Source organism: Desulfovibrio legallii (assembly GCF_900102485.1).
Classification (GTDB): Bacteria; Desulfobacterota; Desulfovibrionia; order Desulfovibrionales; family Desulfovibrionaceae; genus Desulfovibrio; species Desulfovibrio legallii_A.
In genome coordinates this window covers 1-16,104 of record NZ_FNBX01000016.1, presented here as the reverse complement: position 1 = coordinate 16,104, position 16,104 = coordinate 1, and the positions used below count along the sequence as shown (strand labels likewise).

General features: G+C 64.4%; 15 protein-coding genes. 1 reads left to right on the top strand and 14 read right to left on the bottom strand.

The features are described from left to right. Positions 1 to 41 precede the first annotated feature (41 nt). The gene (locus tag BLS55_RS09390; RefSeq protein ID WP_257243201.1) at positions 42 to 2,114 is read left to right on the top strand and encodes a methyl-accepting chemotaxis protein; all 2,073 of its coding nucleotides are present in this window, start codon (positions 42 to 44) and stop codon (positions 2,112 to 2,114) included. A gap of 99 nt (positions 2,115 to 2,213) precedes the next feature. Here the strand turns inward: BLS55_RS09390 and BLS55_RS09385 are convergent, their stop codons facing one another. From BLS55_RS09385 to BLS55_RS09320, 14 genes are all read right to left on the bottom strand, one after another. Continuing rightward, on the bottom strand, positions 2,214 to 3,494 hold the full coding sequence (locus BLS55_RS09385) for a nickel pincer cofactor-dependent isomerase, group 22 (RefSeq protein WP_092154600.1): 1,281 nt from the start codon (positions 3,492 to 3,494) through the stop codon (positions 2,214 to 2,216). Positions 3,495 to 3,512: 18 nt separating this feature from the next. Continuing rightward, complete coding sequence (locus BLS55_RS09380; RefSeq protein ID WP_092154598.1) at positions 3,513 to 4,976, bottom strand: SLC13 family permease; 1,464 nt, start codon at positions 4,974 to 4,976, stop codon at positions 3,513 to 3,515. A 68-nt stretch (positions 4,977 to 5,044) separates the two neighbouring features. After that, positions 5,045 to 6,196 carry a (Fe-S)-binding protein gene (locus tag BLS55_RS09375; protein ID WP_092154596.1) on the bottom strand — a complete coding sequence of 384 codons (1,152 nt, stop codon included), beginning with the start codon at positions 6,194 to 6,196 and terminating at the stop codon, positions 5,045 to 5,047. Position 6,197: 1 nt separating this feature from the next. Then, complete coding sequence (locus BLS55_RS09370) at positions 6,198 to 7,577, bottom strand: FAD-binding oxidoreductase (protein ID WP_092154594.1); 1,380 nt, start codon at positions 7,575 to 7,577, stop codon at positions 6,198 to 6,200. Positions 7,578 to 7,627: 50 nt separating this feature from the next. Further along, the gene (locus tag BLS55_RS09365; protein WP_092154593.1) at positions 7,628 to 8,386 is read right to left on the bottom strand and encodes an MBL fold metallo-hydrolase; all 759 of its coding nucleotides are present in this window, start codon (positions 8,384 to 8,386) and stop codon (positions 7,628 to 7,630) included. Next, positions 8,383 to 9,252: a DUF6282 family protein gene (locus BLS55_RS09360; protein ID WP_092154591.1), complete on the bottom strand. Its 870-nt coding sequence runs from the start codon at positions 9,250 to 9,252 to the stop codon at positions 8,383 to 8,385. Before BLS55_RS09360 ends, BLS55_RS09365 begins: the two co-directional genes overlap by 4 nt. Further along, positions 9,249 to 10,505, bottom strand: coding sequence for an MFS transporter (locus BLS55_RS09355; RefSeq protein ID WP_218970740.1), 1,257 nt, complete (start codon positions 10,503 to 10,505; stop codon positions 9,249 to 9,251). The genes BLS55_RS09360 and BLS55_RS09355 overlap by 4 nt, the downstream gene beginning before the upstream one ends. Before the next feature lie 141 nt (positions 10,506 to 10,646). Then, positions 10,647 to 10,835 carry a hypothetical protein gene (locus BLS55_RS09350; protein ID WP_092154589.1) on the bottom strand — a complete coding sequence of 63 codons (189 nt, stop codon included), beginning with the start codon at positions 10,833 to 10,835 and terminating at the stop codon, positions 10,647 to 10,649. Positions 10,836 to 11,119: 284 nt separating this feature from the next. Continuing rightward, on the bottom strand, positions 11,120 to 11,995 hold the full coding sequence (gene sucD / locus BLS55_RS09345; RefSeq protein ID WP_092153124.1) for a succinate--CoA ligase subunit alpha: 876 nt from the start codon (positions 11,993 to 11,995) through the stop codon (positions 11,120 to 11,122). Continuing rightward, entirely contained in the window at positions 11,992 to 13,164 is a 1,173-nt protein-coding gene (sucC, locus tag BLS55_RS09340) for an ADP-forming succinate--CoA ligase subunit beta (protein ID WP_092153123.1), read from the bottom strand. The genes sucD and sucC overlap by 4 nt, the downstream gene beginning before the upstream one ends. Positions 13,165 to 13,379: 215 nt before the next feature. Continuing rightward, positions 13,380 to 13,937: a 2-oxoacid:acceptor oxidoreductase family protein gene (locus tag BLS55_RS09335; protein WP_092153122.1), complete on the bottom strand. Its 558-nt coding sequence runs from the start codon at positions 13,935 to 13,937 to the stop codon at positions 13,380 to 13,382. A gap of 4 nt (positions 13,938 to 13,941) precedes the next feature. After that, positions 13,942 to 14,739 carry a 2-oxoacid:ferredoxin oxidoreductase subunit beta gene (locus BLS55_RS09330; protein ID WP_092153121.1) on the bottom strand — a complete coding sequence of 266 codons (798 nt, stop codon included), beginning with the start codon at positions 14,737 to 14,739 and terminating at the stop codon, positions 13,942 to 13,944. Between the two features lies 1 nt (position 14,740). After that, positions 14,741 to 15,892, bottom strand: coding sequence for a 2-oxoacid:acceptor oxidoreductase subunit alpha (locus BLS55_RS09325; protein WP_092153120.1), 1,152 nt, complete (start codon positions 15,890 to 15,892; stop codon positions 14,741 to 14,743). After that, on the bottom strand, positions 15,889 to 16,104 hold a 216-nt coding region (locus tag BLS55_RS09320; RefSeq protein ID WP_257243200.1), incomplete at its 5' end, for an indolepyruvate ferredoxin oxidoreductase subunit alpha. The genes BLS55_RS09325 and BLS55_RS09320, both read right to left, overlap by 4 nt.

Below are 16,104 nucleotides of genomic sequence, written 5' to 3'. Positions count from 1 at the left end.
ACGCACAGAGGAACGGCATGAAAATCGGGTTATTGAAGAAAATGTCGCTGGGGATACTGCTGCCTGCCATAGCCGGGCTGCTCCTGGTGGCGGGCGTAAGCTACAAGATGGCGGAGGAAGCTCTGCGCGCGCAGATCCGCACAGATATGAGCGCGCTTCTGGAAAGCCAGAGCATCGGCCTGAACGGCGTTTTTCTGGGGCTTACGGAATCCCTGAAAACGCTTTCGGAAAATCAGCGCATCAGCGATTACATAGACGCCTATGAGCGCGGCGATGCGGACGTGCTGCACGGCAATCTGGCCCAGCGCGCGGACAAGGCCCTGCGCTCGTTTACAGACAACAACCGCAGTGTGTACTTCGCCGGGCTGCTGGCCCCGGACGGCATGGTGCTGGGGCACCACCTCAAGGGGGCGGGCCAGGCCAACGAAAAATTCGTCGGCACCAGCTTTGCCAGCCGGAATTATTACCTCAAGGCCCGCCAGGGTGAGCCCTGTGTGGAGGGCATCATCAGCGCTGCCACGGGCAAGACGGCCACGGTGGCGGCCTTTCCCATCAAGCGTGAAGGGAAGGTGGCGGCCATCGTCATGGCGGGCATCGCCAACGCCGACCTGGCTGCCGGCACGACAGATCTGATCAAGGTGGGCAGCAAGGGCCTGGTTTACGCTTACGACCTCAAGGGCCGGATGGTGCTGCACCCCGAGGCCAAGCGCATGGGCAAGGACGAAAGCGCCGTTCCCCATGTGCAGGAGCTGCTGCGCCAGGGCCAGGGCCGCACCCGTTTTGTGAACGCCCAGGGGGAAGAGAAAGGCCTCTACTACAAGACCATGCCCGTGGAGGGCTGGATTCTGTGCGTGGAATTTGACCGGGCGGAAATTTTCAGCCCCGTGCGCGCCATGCTCTCCAACAGCGCGTTGCTGACCCTGGGCTGCGTGCTCCTGGTGGGCGGCATTATCTTTTTGGCCGTGCGCGGCATGGTGCGGCTTTTGGGCGGCATTTCCTCCCTGGCCGAAGCTGCGGCCGGGGGCCATCTGGAGCTGGACGCGCAGGAGACGGCTCTGCTGGATGCGGCCCGCCGCCGGGGGGACGAATTCAGCGTCCTGGGCCAGGCTATGGGCCATATGGTGGGCAACATCAAGCAGTTGCTGGACGAAAGCGCGGCCAAGACTCAGGCTGCGGAACAGGCTGGCGAAGAGGCCCGACAGGCCACGGCCAAGGCCGAAGAAGCGGCCCGAAAGGCCGAAAGCGCCCGCCGCGAAGGCATGCTGGCTGCCGCCGGGCAGCTGGAAGAGGTAGTCAGCGTTATTTCCAGCGCCTCCGACCAGCTGGCGGCCCAGGTGGAGCAGGTCAACCGCGGGGCCGCCGCTTCGGCGCAGCGCCTGGGCGAGGCCGCCACGGCCATGAATGAAATGAACGCCACCGTGCAGGAAGTGGCCAAAAGCGCCGCCAACGCCTCCAACGCTGCGGAGACCACCCGCTCCAACGCCACCAACGGCGCGGACGTGGTGCGCGGCGCTCTGGAGAGCATTGCGGAGGTGCACACCGTTTCTCTGGCGCTTAAGGAGGACATGGGCACGCTCAATGAGCACGCTCTCTCCATCAGCAAGATCATGGGCGTCATTTCGGATATTGCGGACCAGACCAACCTGCTGGCCCTCAACGCGGCCATTGAGGCCGCCCGCGCGGGCGAGGCCGGACGCGGCTTTGCCGTAGTGGCCGACGAAGTGCGCAAACTGGCGGAAAAGACCATGGCCTCCACCAACGATGTGGGCAACGCCATCCGCGCCATTCAGACAAGCACGGCCCAGAGCGTGGACGCTATGGACAAGGCCCTGGGCGCGGTGGAAACAGCCACCAAGTATGCGGAAGATTCCGGCGCGGCCTTGCAACAGATTGTGGAGAGCGTGGCCGGTGCGGCGGATCAGGTCAGCGCCATCGCCACGGCCAGCGAGCAGCAGTCCGCCGCCAGTGAGGAGATCAACCAGTCCATCGTCCAGGTTAACGACATGTCCGGGCAGACGGCCACCGCCATGGACGAGGCCGCCAAGGCCGTGGCCGAGCTGGCCGCGCAGGCCCGCCGGCTGAGCGACCTTATAGCGGGCATGAAGCAGGGATAGGCGGGGCTGTTACAGAGGCGCAAACGTCGTCGCGCCGCACGGGGGTGTTGCATTCCCGTGCGGCGCGTTTCATTTATTCTTGTATGGCCGGTAGTTGCGCTATGCCTGGTGGGGCCTGCCAATGCGGTCCAGCAGCGCCCCCTGGGCATCGAACTGCACCGGGCGCGGTTCGTGCACCAGGGTGAAGCGCGCTGCGTCGGTGAGATCGCGCAGCACGGCCTCTGTGGCGAAGAAGTCCGTAAGGTAGAGGGTGTTGGGCACGCGCACCAGCCGCACCTGATCCTTGGGGATGCTTCGCAGGCAGAACATCATGGTTTCCAGGGCTTCCTGCTCCGTATCGAACCAGGTGGGCAGAAAGGCGCGGGTCACAAAGGTGGTGGTGAGGTTGTTGAGGTAGGTGGCTCGGCGATCTACCTTATCCACCAGCTTTTGGGTGGTAAAGTCCACCAGCCCGATGCCCGTGGCGTTGCCGTGGGATTCTTCCGAAAGATCCAGCACGGAGACATAGCGGATTTTGGGGCGCTCCGGCTCGGCTTCGCCGGTAATGCGCAGGCGGCCGATGATGTTGGTGTCCACCCCGGTGCCGCTGAAGTTCTTGCCCATTTCCTCCACAATAAGGCCGTGCAGGCTGTCCACGGGCAGGGCGGGCATGAGGGTTTTGGACCAGGCCAAGAGCTCCACTTCCTGTTCGATCATGGCTTCGGCGGGCAGGGCCACGATGCGCGCCGTTTCTTCGTAGGCGTTCTCCACAATGGCCACGCCGCCGATGACCGGCATTTTCTCCAGAATGATTTTGCCCACCTCCACCAGCAGGCGCGGCAGCTGGGCCTGCCCCAGGCTGTGAAACTGCCCGGCCCCGCCTGGGCCGCCCAGGCCCACCACCAGCTTTTTGCACATGCCGCTTTCTACGCAGCCCTTGAAGGAGGTGTGGGTCTTAACGCGGTTGATGGGGATAATGGCGTCCACGGAAAAGGCCGAATCCAGCATATAGGCCACCAGGCCGTCCGGGGTCTGGCCGATGCTGCGGCAGGTATCGCAGGTAATGACCTTGACACCCAGATTTTTTTCCGTGATGCCCAGGCTGTCGAGAACTTCCTTCTGTCCCTGGGCCGTGCCGCCGCCGTGGCTGCCCATGGCGGCCAGCAGTACAGGGGTTGCGCCGCATTGGCGCACCACGGCTATGGCGGCCGCCAGCATGGGGCAGATATTCTGAATGCCGCGGCTGCCGGCAGTGATGCCCACTGTGGTTCCGGGCTTAATGCGCGGGGCCAGCAGGCGCATCTGGGCGGTCATTTCCGCTACGGGGTCGTCCACCTTGGGGCGCGTAAAGCACTGGCGCACGCGCGCCATGGGCGGCAAGGGTTTGCGGGTTGTACTCATCGTTCGTTTCTCTCCTTATCAATACAAACCAATGACGGGGAACCAGGCCACGGCGGTCAGCGCCCAGGCCGCCCAGGCAAACAGGCCCACGGCAAAGGCCGCCTTGAGCTGCTCGCTCACCGTGTAGTAGCCCGCGCCGAACATGATGATGTTGCCCATGGTGTTGAAGGGCAGGAACAGGGCGTAGCCCATAAGAATGGCCTGAGGCAGCACAAAGCCGGCCACGGGAAAGCCAAAGCTCTGCGCCAGGCCGATGTAAATGGGGATCATGACGCCGGCCATGGCCGTGGTGGTGGACCAGATAATGTGGCTGAAAATGGTGAAGCCCATAAGGCCGATCATCAGGGGCATCATGTCCACATTGGTGAGGCCCAGGCCCGTGATGCCGGATTTGATGACCCATTCAAAGGCCTTGGTCTTGGTCAGCACGTTGCTCAGGGTGATGACGCCGCCAAAATAGACAAAGAGCTCCCAGGGGATGGATTTCTGCGCCTCCTTCCAGGAAAGAACGCCCACCTTGGGCAGCAGGATGAGCGTGCTCACCACAAAGGCCACCATGGTGGAATTGAAGTGGTGCCACATGTCCGTGGCCCAGAGGAGGAGCGCCAGGCTGAAGAAGAGCAGCGCCTTTTTTTCGCGGGGCGTGGTGGGCCCCATGGCGCGCAGCTCTGTTTCCACATATTCCAGCCCGCCGGGGATGGTCTTCATTTCCGGCGGGAAGAGCCAGCGCACCACATACTGGCTGCCCACAAGCACGATGAGCGTGGTGGGCAGGGCGGCCAGGGCCCAGAAGCCCCAGGAGGTCACGGAAGCGGCCGTGCCCAGAGCGGCCACGATCATGCCGATGGCAATGGGGTTGGGGATGGTGGCTGTAAGAAAGCCGCCCGCCGTGATGTTGGAGGCAAAAGTATTGGACAGGAAGAGGGCTTTGCCGAAATTGCTTTTACCGGGCTCTACGCGGTAGGCCTGGGCCACGCCTTCCACAATGGGCAGCATGGCCGCCGTGCGGGCCGTGTTGGAAGGGGTAAGGGGGGCAACCAGCAGGTTGGCGATCATGGGCGAAAGGATGGCCCCGCCGGGCGTTTTGCCGAACCTGCGCATAAGGTGCAGGGCCACCCGGCGCGCCATGCCCGTTTCCGTCATGGCGATGGAAATGATGAAGCCGGTAATGAGCATCCACAGGGCCGGCGAGGCAAAGCCGGAAAGGGCGAACCCGGCATTGTGCACCAGCGAGCCGCCCTTCAGGGCGCCTTCGGCGTTGCCTACCCAGAAGTAGAGCAGGGAAACGATGATAAAGCTGCTGGTGGCTACGGAAACGCTGAGCGTTACCCAAAGGATGACCGCGCCGGAAAATATGCTCAGCAGTTTGTGCTGGGTCAGGTTCATGCCCTCCGGCGTGGGCAGACACCACACCAGCAGGGCCACCAGCACGGCGATGACGGTGCCGTATTTTTTGCCGTATTCTTCAAATTTGTTCGCCATAAAGACGCCTCCTCGTCCGCCCTGGGGGCGGGGTTAGCATGTGGTTCTTCCGTCGTTGCGGGGCGGGTTCAGTTTCCGGCGTCCACGGCGACGATATCCAGCCAGTGGCGTACCTCCTTGTGCTTTGCGGCGGCCACGGAAGAAAGCTGCATGACGCAACCGCTGCACCCGGTGATAATGTGACGGGCCTCCGGGGCAAAGCCATCCATACATTTGCGGGCCATGTCCATGGAGAGATCCGGATTGCTCATTTTGAGGATGCCGCCCATGCCGCAGCACAATCCCGTGCCTTTTTTCAGGCCTGGCAGGCCCTGTTTGAGCAAGGGCAGGTCAGGATCGGCCGTGCCCCAGTGGCAGGGCTGGTGGTAGGCCGCTGCGGCCGGGGCTTCCGCCGTGGCCTGGATGCGGGGATGCTCCAGCAGGGCGGAAAGGCCGCGGCACTTCTCTTTCCACTGGGCGGCCTCGCCTTCGGGCAGCACTGCGGCGTATTCGTCCAGGCTGTGCTTGCACGAGGCGCAGAAGCTCGCCACCAGGGGGCGGCCCAGGTTGCGCCAGACCTGAAGATTCTTCTGGCGCACCGCCTCCTGGGCCTTGTAGCGGCCTGCGTGGTGCAGGGTGCCGCCGCAGCAGGTAAAGGCGGAACCGTCCAGCACCTGGTAGCCCCAGGCGGCCAGCAGCTCGCGTGCCTTGGCCACCCAGCGCGGGCGGGCGTTGACGGCGGTACAGCCGCTGAACAGGACCACAGGCGTGCCCGGGGCTTTTTGCGTGGGCGCGAGGGTAAGCCAGGGTTTGATGGGGGGCAGGTCCACCAGGGCGCGGGCCGTGGCCAGAGAGGAACGCAGCCCCGCGGGCACGGCGGCGTCGGGCGCGAGCATGGAGATTTTTCCGGCCAGGGGCCAGAGCGGCCCGGCCCGGCGGATCCAGAGTTCCCACAGGCTTTGCGTCCAGTGGGGGTTTCTGGCCCGCGCGTCGGCCAGCAGTTCGCTGGTGGAGAGCTTGCGCGCGCAAACGCGCTGGCAGCGCCCGCAACCGGCGCAGAGCCGGGCCAGATGGCGGACGCGCTCCCAGGAGAGCTGCGCCGTGGCGGCGTCGCCGTATTCGGCGTCCAGGGGTTCCATAAGCAGCCGTTTGCCCTTGGGCGCGTATTCCTCTCGCTTAAACAAGGCGTAGACCGGGCAGACGTTGAGGCATTCGCCGCACTGTGTGCATCCGCGTTTCATCTTAGTACCCCTTGCCGGGATTGAGGATGCCGTGGGGGTCAAAAACCTTCCGCACGGCGCGCATCAGGGCGTGTTCCTCTTTGCCCAGCTGTTTGCCTACATCCTTGAGGCAGCCGCCCCCGTGTTCGCCGGAAAGGCTGCCGCCGAATTCCAGGGCGGCGTCGTCCAGCTCGTGGTGGGTTTTCTGGGTGCGGCGGGCGTCGTCCGGGTCTGAGGCGTCGTAGTGCAGGTTGGCGTGGATGTTGCCGTCGCCCGCGTGCCCGAAGCCGATAAGCCGTTTACCGTTGGCGGCGGCAATTTCTTCAAACCGGCGCACGGCCTTGAGAATGGAGCCGCGCGGCACGGCCATGTCCCCGCCGATGCGGTCCGGCCCCAGCACATAGGAGGCGGCCGAAACCCTGCGCCGGTAGGCCCAGAGTTTGTCCTCCTCTTCCTTGCCCACGCCTTCCATGCGCCAGAGGGCGTCGTCCAGCTGTTTGGAGAGCCGGGCGTTTTCCAGGGGCACGGTATCGCGGCTGCCGTCCACCTGGAACAGCAGCAGAGATTTGACCGTATCCGGCCAAGGCACTTCGCCCGTTTTGGTCAGGATCTCCAGCACGGTTTCATTCATGAATTCCACGGCACAGGGCAGAATGCCCGCCGCAAAGACCTTGCCCATGGAGGCCAGGGCCGCATCCAGTGAAGGGTAGCCCACCAGCACAGAGGCCGAGGCTTCGGGCTTGGGAAGGAGCTTGAGGGTGAGCTTGGTCACAATGCCCAGGCTGCCTTCGCTGCCCACAAACAGGCGGCCCAGGTCCAGCCCGATGACGTCCTTGTGCGACCGCCCGCCGAATTTGACCATCTTGCCGCCGGGCAGCACGGCTTCCACGCCCAGCACATAGTCGCGGGTGACGCCGTACTTGACGGCGCGCAGACCGCCCGCACAGGTCAGCACATTGCCGCCCACGCTGGTGGCCTTGCCGCTGGCCGGATCCGGCGGATAGAACATGCCGAGCTTCTCGCACTCCGCCTGGAGCAGCGCGGTGTTGACGCCGGGCTCCACCACGGCCACGAAGTCTTCCTTGGAAATGTCCAGAATCCTGTCCATGCCCAGCATGGAAACCACAATGCCGGGAACCGTGGGCACGCAGCCGCCGGAAAGGCTGGTGCCGCGCCCGCGCGGATGGACGACCACGCGCTGTTCTTCGGCCCAGCGCATAAACTCGCAGAGCTGCGCCGCATTTTCCGGGCGGACCATGGCCAGCACCACGCCTGTGCGCAGGCTGGCGTCGGAAGCGTAGACGCGCAGCGTTTCCGGGTCAAAGGAGACGCCATCCTTGAAGAGATCCTGCAAAAATTTTTTGTGTTCCGGCGTAAGTGCGGTGGCATATTCTTCCGACATAGTTTCCTCCTGGTCTCCATTAACAAAGTGCGTTATGTCTGCGTCCGGCCTTACGGAACAACGGGCAGGGCGCTTGCAGGCAGGCCCAGGGCCACGCGGTCCGGATGCCCCGGCGGCACGCAGCCCGCAGCGTAAACAAGGGTCAGCGGCAGGCCTGCGGCGGCCTCGATCCGGTCCGGAAACACATGCAGCATGCGGTCATGCCCAGGCACGACCACGGCCGCCCGGCGGCGGATTTTGCGGATGGAAGCCGCCGCTTCTTCCGGCAGCGCAACCATGGGCATGCGCCCCGTGGCCAGTTCCGCCAGGTTTTTTACCGCATCCCCGGCCAGAACGGTGGGCGGCGCGTCCGCATCCTCCAGAAGCAGGGCGAGACAGCCGGGGGTGTGCCCTGGCACGAACAGCACGCTGACGCCGGGGGCCGGGCTGTAGCCTTCCTCCACCCCTTCCAGGCGGCCGCTCGTTGCAATGGCCTGGGTCAGAAAATTCTGGTAGGCAAATTCGCCGGCTGCACCGTGCAGGGCGTGTTCTATTTCCCGCGTGTGGGCCAGGATGCGCGCCTGGGGAAAAAGGTCAAAATTGTAGGCATGGTCGTAATGCAGGTGACTCAGCACCACAATGTGGATGTCTTCCGGCGCAAGGCCGGCGGCCTCGCGCAGGCGTTGCGGCAGGCGTTGCCGCTGGGTGGCAAAGCCCGTGTCAAAAAGGATGTTGACGCCGCCGCTGCGCACGCAGGCGCAGGTGGGCCACGAAAGGTAGTCCTGCGCCAATCTGGCGGGCAGCCCTTCATAAAGCACATGCAGGTTCATGCGCGCGCCTCCTCTGCGCCGTCGCAGGGCGGCTCCAGGCCCAGCAGCGCGGCCGGGGCGTCACAGACCATGCGCCGCAGGCGTTCGCGGGGCAGGCCGCAGGCCGCCAGGCGTTGCAGGAAGTCCGCCAGGGCCAGTGCAGGGGCGGGATTTTCCGGTTGGCCCATATCTGAAGAAAGCACAGTGCTTTCATAGCCCACGGCCAGGATCTGCGCGGCAATGGACTCTACGGGCAGACCCTGGCGCGACATGCTGGCGTAGAAGCAGCGTTCAAAAAAAATCCCTTTGGCGGCCAGGCTTTTTTGCATCTCCGTGGGCATGGCCACACATTCAAATTCCGGATGGGTCACCAGTATTTTTTTCACCCCGCAGGCCCTGGCCAGATTCGCAATCCGGACGCTTTCGGCCGGGCTCAGATGGCCGGTGCCGAGGATAACGTCCGCTTCGGCAATAAGCCCCAGCACTTCTTCCAGGTGCGGCACGGGCCTGCCTTTGCTGTCAAAAACGGGCACGGCCGTTTCCGGCGCGCCGCCGAAGTGGCGCAGATGCTGTTCGGCTGAAGCCGTGGGCATCCAGACCTGTTTTGCGCCCATGGCGCAGGCCGCTTTGACCGCCGCGGGGTTGATGCCGCCCACGGCGGCGTTGAGAACCAGCCCGCCGAACACCCGTACGCCGTCCACGGCGGCGTCCGCGCAGGCCGCCACTCCCTGGGTGGGGCTTTGGTGGCATTTGAGCAGAATGGCCCGCATGCCGGCGGCGGCCGCCGCGCGGGCTGTTTCCAGAGCGTTCATCTTCCGCGGCGTCGTATCCGGCCCGAAGTGGATGTGCAGGTCGCACGCGCCGTGCAGCAGGGTGGCGTCCGTCATTCTTGCAGCTCCTGTCCTTTGGTCTCCGGCAGCAGAAAGATGATGCCTATGCCGCAAAGGTAAAAAAACGACGTGATGAACAGGGAGGTGCCGATGCCGAACTGCGCGGCCAGGCTGCCGATAATGATGGGCGCAAGGGCGCTGACGCCGCGTCCGGTATTATAAACGAAGCCGAGCCCGGCGCCGCGCAGGCGGGTGGGGAAAATCTCTGACAGCAGCACCCCGAAGCCGCTGAAATAGCCCGAACCGAAAAAGCCGATACAGGGGCCGAGGACAAACAGCCACCCAGGGCTGCGCAGGCTGCCGTACACGGGCACCAGTACGGCGGCAATGGCCAGAAAGAAGATGAAGGCTTGTTTGCGGCCCCATTTGTCCGCCAGGAAGCCGAAGGCGGAGTACCCCGCAAGCGCGCCGAGCTGCATGGCAAAGATCCAGCCGGAGGTTTTCACAATGTCCATGCCCGCGCCGCCTTTGGCCACGGGTGTGGACAAAAAGCCCGGTAGCCAGGTGAACAGGCCCCAATAGGCCAGCTGCAGGAAGGAGGTAAACAGTACGCCGATGAGCGTAAGTCGCAGCAGGCGTCCCTTGAAGATATCGAAAAATCTGATTTTTTCTGTCTTATTGGCTGGGGTGAGGCGCTGCTTTCGGCGGTAGTCCAGCCAGACCTGGGGTTCTTCGCAGGCAAAAAAGATGAAGATGAGGATGATGGAAGAGGGAATAATGCCCACAAGGAACAGCATGCGCCAGCCGTGGTCGGCCAGAATCAGCCCGGCCAGCACGGCCGCCAGCATATATCCGATGGCCCAGCCGGCCTGCATGAAGCCGGAGGCTTTGCCCCGGTGTTCCGAGGGCCAGGTTTCGTTAACCAGCAGCGCGCCCGCGGCCCAGGCCCCGCCCATGCCCAGGCCCAGGATGGTGCGGTAGAGGACGAGCTCCGGCACGGAGCGAGCCAGGGCGCTCAGGCCGGTACAGACGGTGTAGATGGCTATGGCGATCAGCAGCGATTTTTTTCGTCCTATTTTGTCGGCGACTACGCCGAAAATGACGCCGCCAAAGGCTGACGAAAGCAGCGTGACGGAAGCCAGCATGCCGGCAACGGCCATGCTGATCTGAAATTCCTTCATAATGGTCGTCAGCGACATGACGTACAAAAGCATGTCCATGGCGTCCATGGTCCAGGCACCGAGGCCGCCTATGAGGGCATAGAGGTGGCGTCGTTCCATAAAGTCATACCAGTGGCTGTTGCTGCTCACGTATCTCCCTCCTTCAGCTGAGGTCGCAAAGGGTCGTGCGTCGGGCTGTGCGTCGCCAAAGGGCGGAAAAGAGCGCAAAGCTGGGGCGCGCCGTCAGGGCTGTCGGCGCGGGCGGTTTCTTTGCCGCCCGCGCCGGGCGGGTTATTTGAACATGCCGATCCAGGTCCAGTATGTATAAACCATCAGGCTCATGAAGACGGCGCCGAAGACGCCCACGCCGAGCGCGGCCTTGCCCTTGGGGCTCAGGCCTTCCATTTCCGGAGACAGGAAGGCTATCCACAACATGGCCGCTACAGCCGCGATCAAAGAAACAAGCTGTTTTGTTTTCACATAGGCTCCTTGTTCCCCGGTTGACATGGCACCCCCGCGCGGCCCGGGACATTTGCCGTGCGGCGATCTTTTCCGCTGGGAACCTCAATCTTGCTCAGGCCGTCGGCAGAAATTTTGACCAACGGCCAGGCGGCAGGGCCCTTTCCAGGGTCTTTCCGCAAGCGCGGCTTCGGGTTCGCCGCGTCTTGCGGGCGTGCGGCGGACGGCAATATTTCCCCCCGCACGCGGTTTTGGAAGGCGAAGGGGCGGCATGACAAGGCCCCTCCGCCTGCGGGCCTGGAGGGCTAAGCCCGCAACGTTCCGGCTACGGTTTCGCCCAGGCGGCCGAGCTCGTGGATGATGGTCACGCCCGCAGCCTCCAGGGCGGCGATTTTGTCCTCGCCCCGGCCTTTGGAACCGCTGATGATGGCCCCGGCGTGGCCCATGCGCTTGCCCTTGGGGGCCGTAAGCCCGGCAATGAAGCCGAACACCGGCTTGGGGTAGGCGCTTTCTTTGATGTAGGCGGCGGCCTTTTCTTCCCCGTCGCCGCCAATTTCGCCGATCAGGCAGACGGCTTCGGTTTCCGGGTCTTCCCGGAACATTTTGAGCAGATCCGTAAAGTACAGGCCTGGCACGGGGTCGCCGCCGATGCCCACGCAGGTGCTCTGGCCCAGGCCCTGCGCTGTAAGCTGGTGCACGGCCTCATAGGTCAGGGTGCCGGAGCGGCTGATCACCCCTACGGAGCCGGGCTTGTGGATGTAGCCGGGCTGGATGCCGATCTTGCACTGGCCGGGAGTGATGACCCCTGGGCAGTTGGGGCCCACCAGCTGCGTGCCCGTGTCCTTGAGTCGGGCCTTGACCCGCACCATGTCCAGCACCGGGATGTGCTCCGTAATGCAGATGACCAGGCGCAGGCCCGCGTCTGCGGCCTCACACACGGCGTCCGCGGCCACGCTTGCGGGCACAAAAACCACGCTCACGTCCGCGCCCGTTGCCTTCACGGCCGCAGCCACGGTGTTGAACACGGGCACGCCCAGCACGCTTTGTCCGCCCTTGCCCGGCGTGCAGCCCGCCACCACCTGGGTGCCGTAGGCCAGCATCTGCTCCGTATGGAAGCGGCCTTCGCGCCCCGTGAGGCCCTGCACCAGCACGCGCGTGTCTTTGTTGACCAATATGCTCATGCCGCACCTCCAGCGGTGAGGGCCGCAATTTTGTGCGCCGCCTCGCTCATGGAGGCCGCCGTTTCAAAGTTCAGACCGCTTTCCCTGAGGATGCGCCGGCCTTCTTCCACATTGGTGCCTTCCAGCCGCACCACCAGGGGCAGGCGCAGGTCCACCTTGCGGGCCGCGTTGACCACGCCCTGGGCCACGATGTCGCAGCGCAATATGCCGCCGAAAATATTGATCAGGATGCCCCGCACATGCGGATCGGAGAGCATGACTTCAAAGCCCGCGGCCACCATCTGCTCGTTGGCCCCGCCGCCCGCGTCCAGAAAGTTGGCGGGCGCCGCCCCGGCCTGCTTGATGGCGTCCATAGTGGCCATGGCCAGGCCCGCGCCGTTGACCATGGTGCCCACATAGCCGGAGAGGCGCACATAGTTCACGCCCAGCTCCCGCGCCTTGCGCTCCAGGGGGTCGCCTTCCTCTGGGTCGTCCATGGCGGCCACGTCCGGGTGGCGTTTGAGGGCGCTTTCGTCAAAATCCATCTTGGCGTCCAGGGCCACAATGTCCCCCGCCGTGGTCACGGCCAGGGGATTGATCTCCACCAGCACGGCGTCCTTTTCCACGGCCAGGCGCACCAGGTTCTGCACCAGGGCCGCGCCCTTGCCCACCTGCTCCGGCGTGAGCCCGCAGCCAAAGAAGAGCTGCCGCGCCTGGTACGGCCAGATGTGGTGCCCGCCGTCCAGCCTGGTGGTAAAAATGCGCTCCGGCGTGCGCGCGGCCACGTCTTCAATGTCCATGCCGCCGTCGGGCGAGGCCATGACCGTCAGGCGCTGCGCGCCCCGGTCCAGCACCACGGCCAGGTAGAGCTCGCGGGCAATCTCCGTGCCCTGCTCCACCCAGACCTTGTGCACCTTCTTACCTTCCGGCCCGGTCTGGTGCGTGATGAGCTGCATGCCGATGATGTGCCCGGCCGCGGCCTCCACTGCGTCCAGATTCTTGCAGACCTGCACGCCGCCGCCTTTGCCCCGGCCGCCCGCGTGGATCTGCGCCTTGACCACCCACACCGGGCCCGGCAGGCCTGCCGCCGCGGCGCGGGCCTCGGCCGCCGTGGCCGCCAGCGCTCCCGCGGGCACGGGCACGCCGAACTGGCCCAGCAGGCCCTTTGCCTGGTATTCGTGAATATTCATGGATAAGCCTTTGTTATGTTGTTATTTTGTTGTTTTTTTGTGGGGGAGGGACCCTTTTGAAAAAGGGTCTCCTCCCCCACGCCCCCACCCCCAAAAACTTTTATTCTCTCAGGAAACGCGCTGGGCGTACCCTGAAACAAGCCTTGTGGGACCAGGAGCGGTGAAAAGGGGGTCCAGGGGGGCGTGCCCCCCTGGCCGCCGGAGGCAGTTTCCCCTTACGCCTGGGCCGAAGGCGCGGCCGCGGCCATCTGCGCGCCCAGGTGGAGGGCTTTTTTGTTGCTTTCGTGGAAGGCCGGAGCAAAGCGGTCGGCCAGGGCTTTTTCCAGGGATTCCAGGCGCACGGCCTTGGTCAGGGTAGCCAGGGCCCCCAGCACGCAGATGTTGAAGGCCTGGGTTTTGCCGTTAAAGGCTTCCTTTACGGCGTGGAACAGGGGCAGGCCCACGCGCCGGGCGTCGATGCGGGCCGAGGGGTGCACCAGGTCGCTGTCGTAAAGGCACATGCCGCCGGGCCGGATAAGCGGCAGGTACTTGGCGGCGGATTCGTCGGTAAGGGCCACCAGCACGTTGGGCTGGTTGACCTTGGGGAAGAAGATCTCGCTGTCCGCGATAATCACGTCCGAGCGGGTGGCCCCGCCGCGGGCTTCCGGGCCGTAGGACTGGGACTGCACGGCCACCAGCCCTTCGTACAGGGCCGCCGCTTCGGCCAGCAGGATGGCCATGGTGATGATGCCCTGGCCCCCGGAGCCGGAGAGAAGAAAACGGTATCTTTCCATGGGGCTACTCCTTGTGGGCCTTGGCGATGATTTTGGCGTATTCCTCGCAGTATTCGGGGCGCTGTTCGTCCACGAACACGCCGCGGGGAATGAGGTTGGGGTTCTCCTCCAGCTTTTTGGAGCCCAGGGGGGCGGTATTGTCGCGGTACCATTCCAGCATCTGCACGGCCCCGCCCATCTTGTTCTTGCGCCCGAAGTAGGTGGGGCACTGGGTGAGGATTTCCACCACGGCGAAGCCCTTGTGGGCAAAGGCCTTTTTGAGCAGGCTCACGATCTCCTTGACGTGGAAGGTAGTGGTGCGGGCCACAAAGGAGGCCCCCGCGCCAGTAGCCAGCTTCACCGTGTCAAAGGCGTGGTCAATGCTGTGGTAGGGCGCGGTGGTGGCCAGGATGCCCTCGCCGGAAAGGGGCGAGTACTGCCCGCCGGTCATGCCGTAGATGCGGTTGTTCATGATGATGGCCACCATGTCGATATTGCGGCGGCAGGCGTGGATAAAGTGGTTGCCGCCAATGGCCATGGCGTCGCCGTCGCCCATGGGCACCACCACGTTGAGCTCCGGCCGGGTCAGCTTGATGCCCGTGGCGCAGGCCAGGGCCCGGCCGTGCAGGGTGTGCATGCTGTGAAAATCCACATAGCCGGAAATGCGCGCCGAGCAGCCGATGCCCGAAACCATGCACATGTTGGAGGGATCTATCTGCAGTTCCTGCACGGTGTGCAGCAGGTTGTTAAGGATGGTGCCGTGGCCGCAGCCGGGACACCAGATGTGGGGGAAGAACCGCTCCCGGATATTCTGCACGCTCATCTCAGAACCCCCTTCCTTCAATAACCCGCATGACTTTGCCGATATCCGTGGGCGTGACCATGATGCCGTCCATGCGGTTGACCAGGAACACGCGGTCCGGCTTCTGCACCACCTGCTTCACCTGGGTGGTGACCTGGCCCATGTTCATCTCCACCACAAAAATGTTGCGGGCGTGGGCGGTTTTTTCCCGCACCAGCTGGGCCGGGAAGGGCCAGAGGGTCTGCAGCTCCAGCAGGCCGATGCGGTCGCCCTTGGCGCGGCGGGTCTCCACCAGGTGCCGCGCGCTGCGCGCCGAGGAGCCGTAGGAGATGATGATGTGCTCCGCATCCTCCAGGTAGAATTCCTTCCAGCGGGCCAGCAGGTGGGCGCGGTTTTCGATCTTGTCCACCAGGTGGTAGGCCAGCTTGCTGACCTGTTCCGGATTCTCCGTGGGGAAGCCCCAGATGTCGTGGAACAGGCCCGTGACGTTGTAGCGGTGCACGCCGCCGAAGTCCGACATGGGCAGGCGGCCGTCCTCGCGCGGCAGGTAGGGGTGGTAGTTGACCCCCGCGGCCACGTCCGTACGCAGGCGCTCCACCACGGGCAGCTCGCCCGCCGGCGGGATGAAGAGCTTTTCGCGCATGTGGCCCACCACCTCGTCAAACAGCAGGATGACCGGCGTGCGGTAGGTTTCGGCCAGGTTGAAGGCCTCCACCGTGATGCTGAACACGTCCTGAATGGTGGACGCCGTGAGCACGATGATGGCGTGGTCGCCGTGGGTGCCCCAGCGGGCTTGGTTCACGTCGCCCTGGGCCACCTTGGTGGGCAGGCCTGTGGAAGGCCCGCCGCGCTGCACGTTGACCACCACGCAGGGAATCTCGGCCATGACCGCATAGCCGATGGCCTCCTGCTTGAGGGAAAAGCCCGGCCCGCTGGTGGCGGTCATGGCCTTGGACCCGGCCAGGGAAGCCCCGCACACCGCGCACATGGAGGCGATTTCATCCTCCATCTGCACAAACTTGCCGCCCACGCGGGGCAGCTGCTCCGCCAGGTGCTCGGCCACCTCGGTGGATGGGGTGATGGGGTAGCCCGCAAAAAAACGCACCCCGGCATACAGAGCGCCGCGCACACAGGCCTCGTTGCCCTGCACGAAACGGATTTCGCCCTCGCTCATGCGGCCTCCTTGCCGTTGCCGGCCTTGCTTGCCCTGGCGGTTTTTTCCACCGTCACGGCCAGGTCGGGACAGTACTGTTCGCACATGCCACACTCCACGCACAGCTCAGGATCATGGCAGGCCTTGCCCGCGTCATCCAGAGACAGCGCCTTCTTGGGACAAAAGGCCACGCAGATGCCGCAGCCTTTGCACCATTGGCGATTGATGTAGAC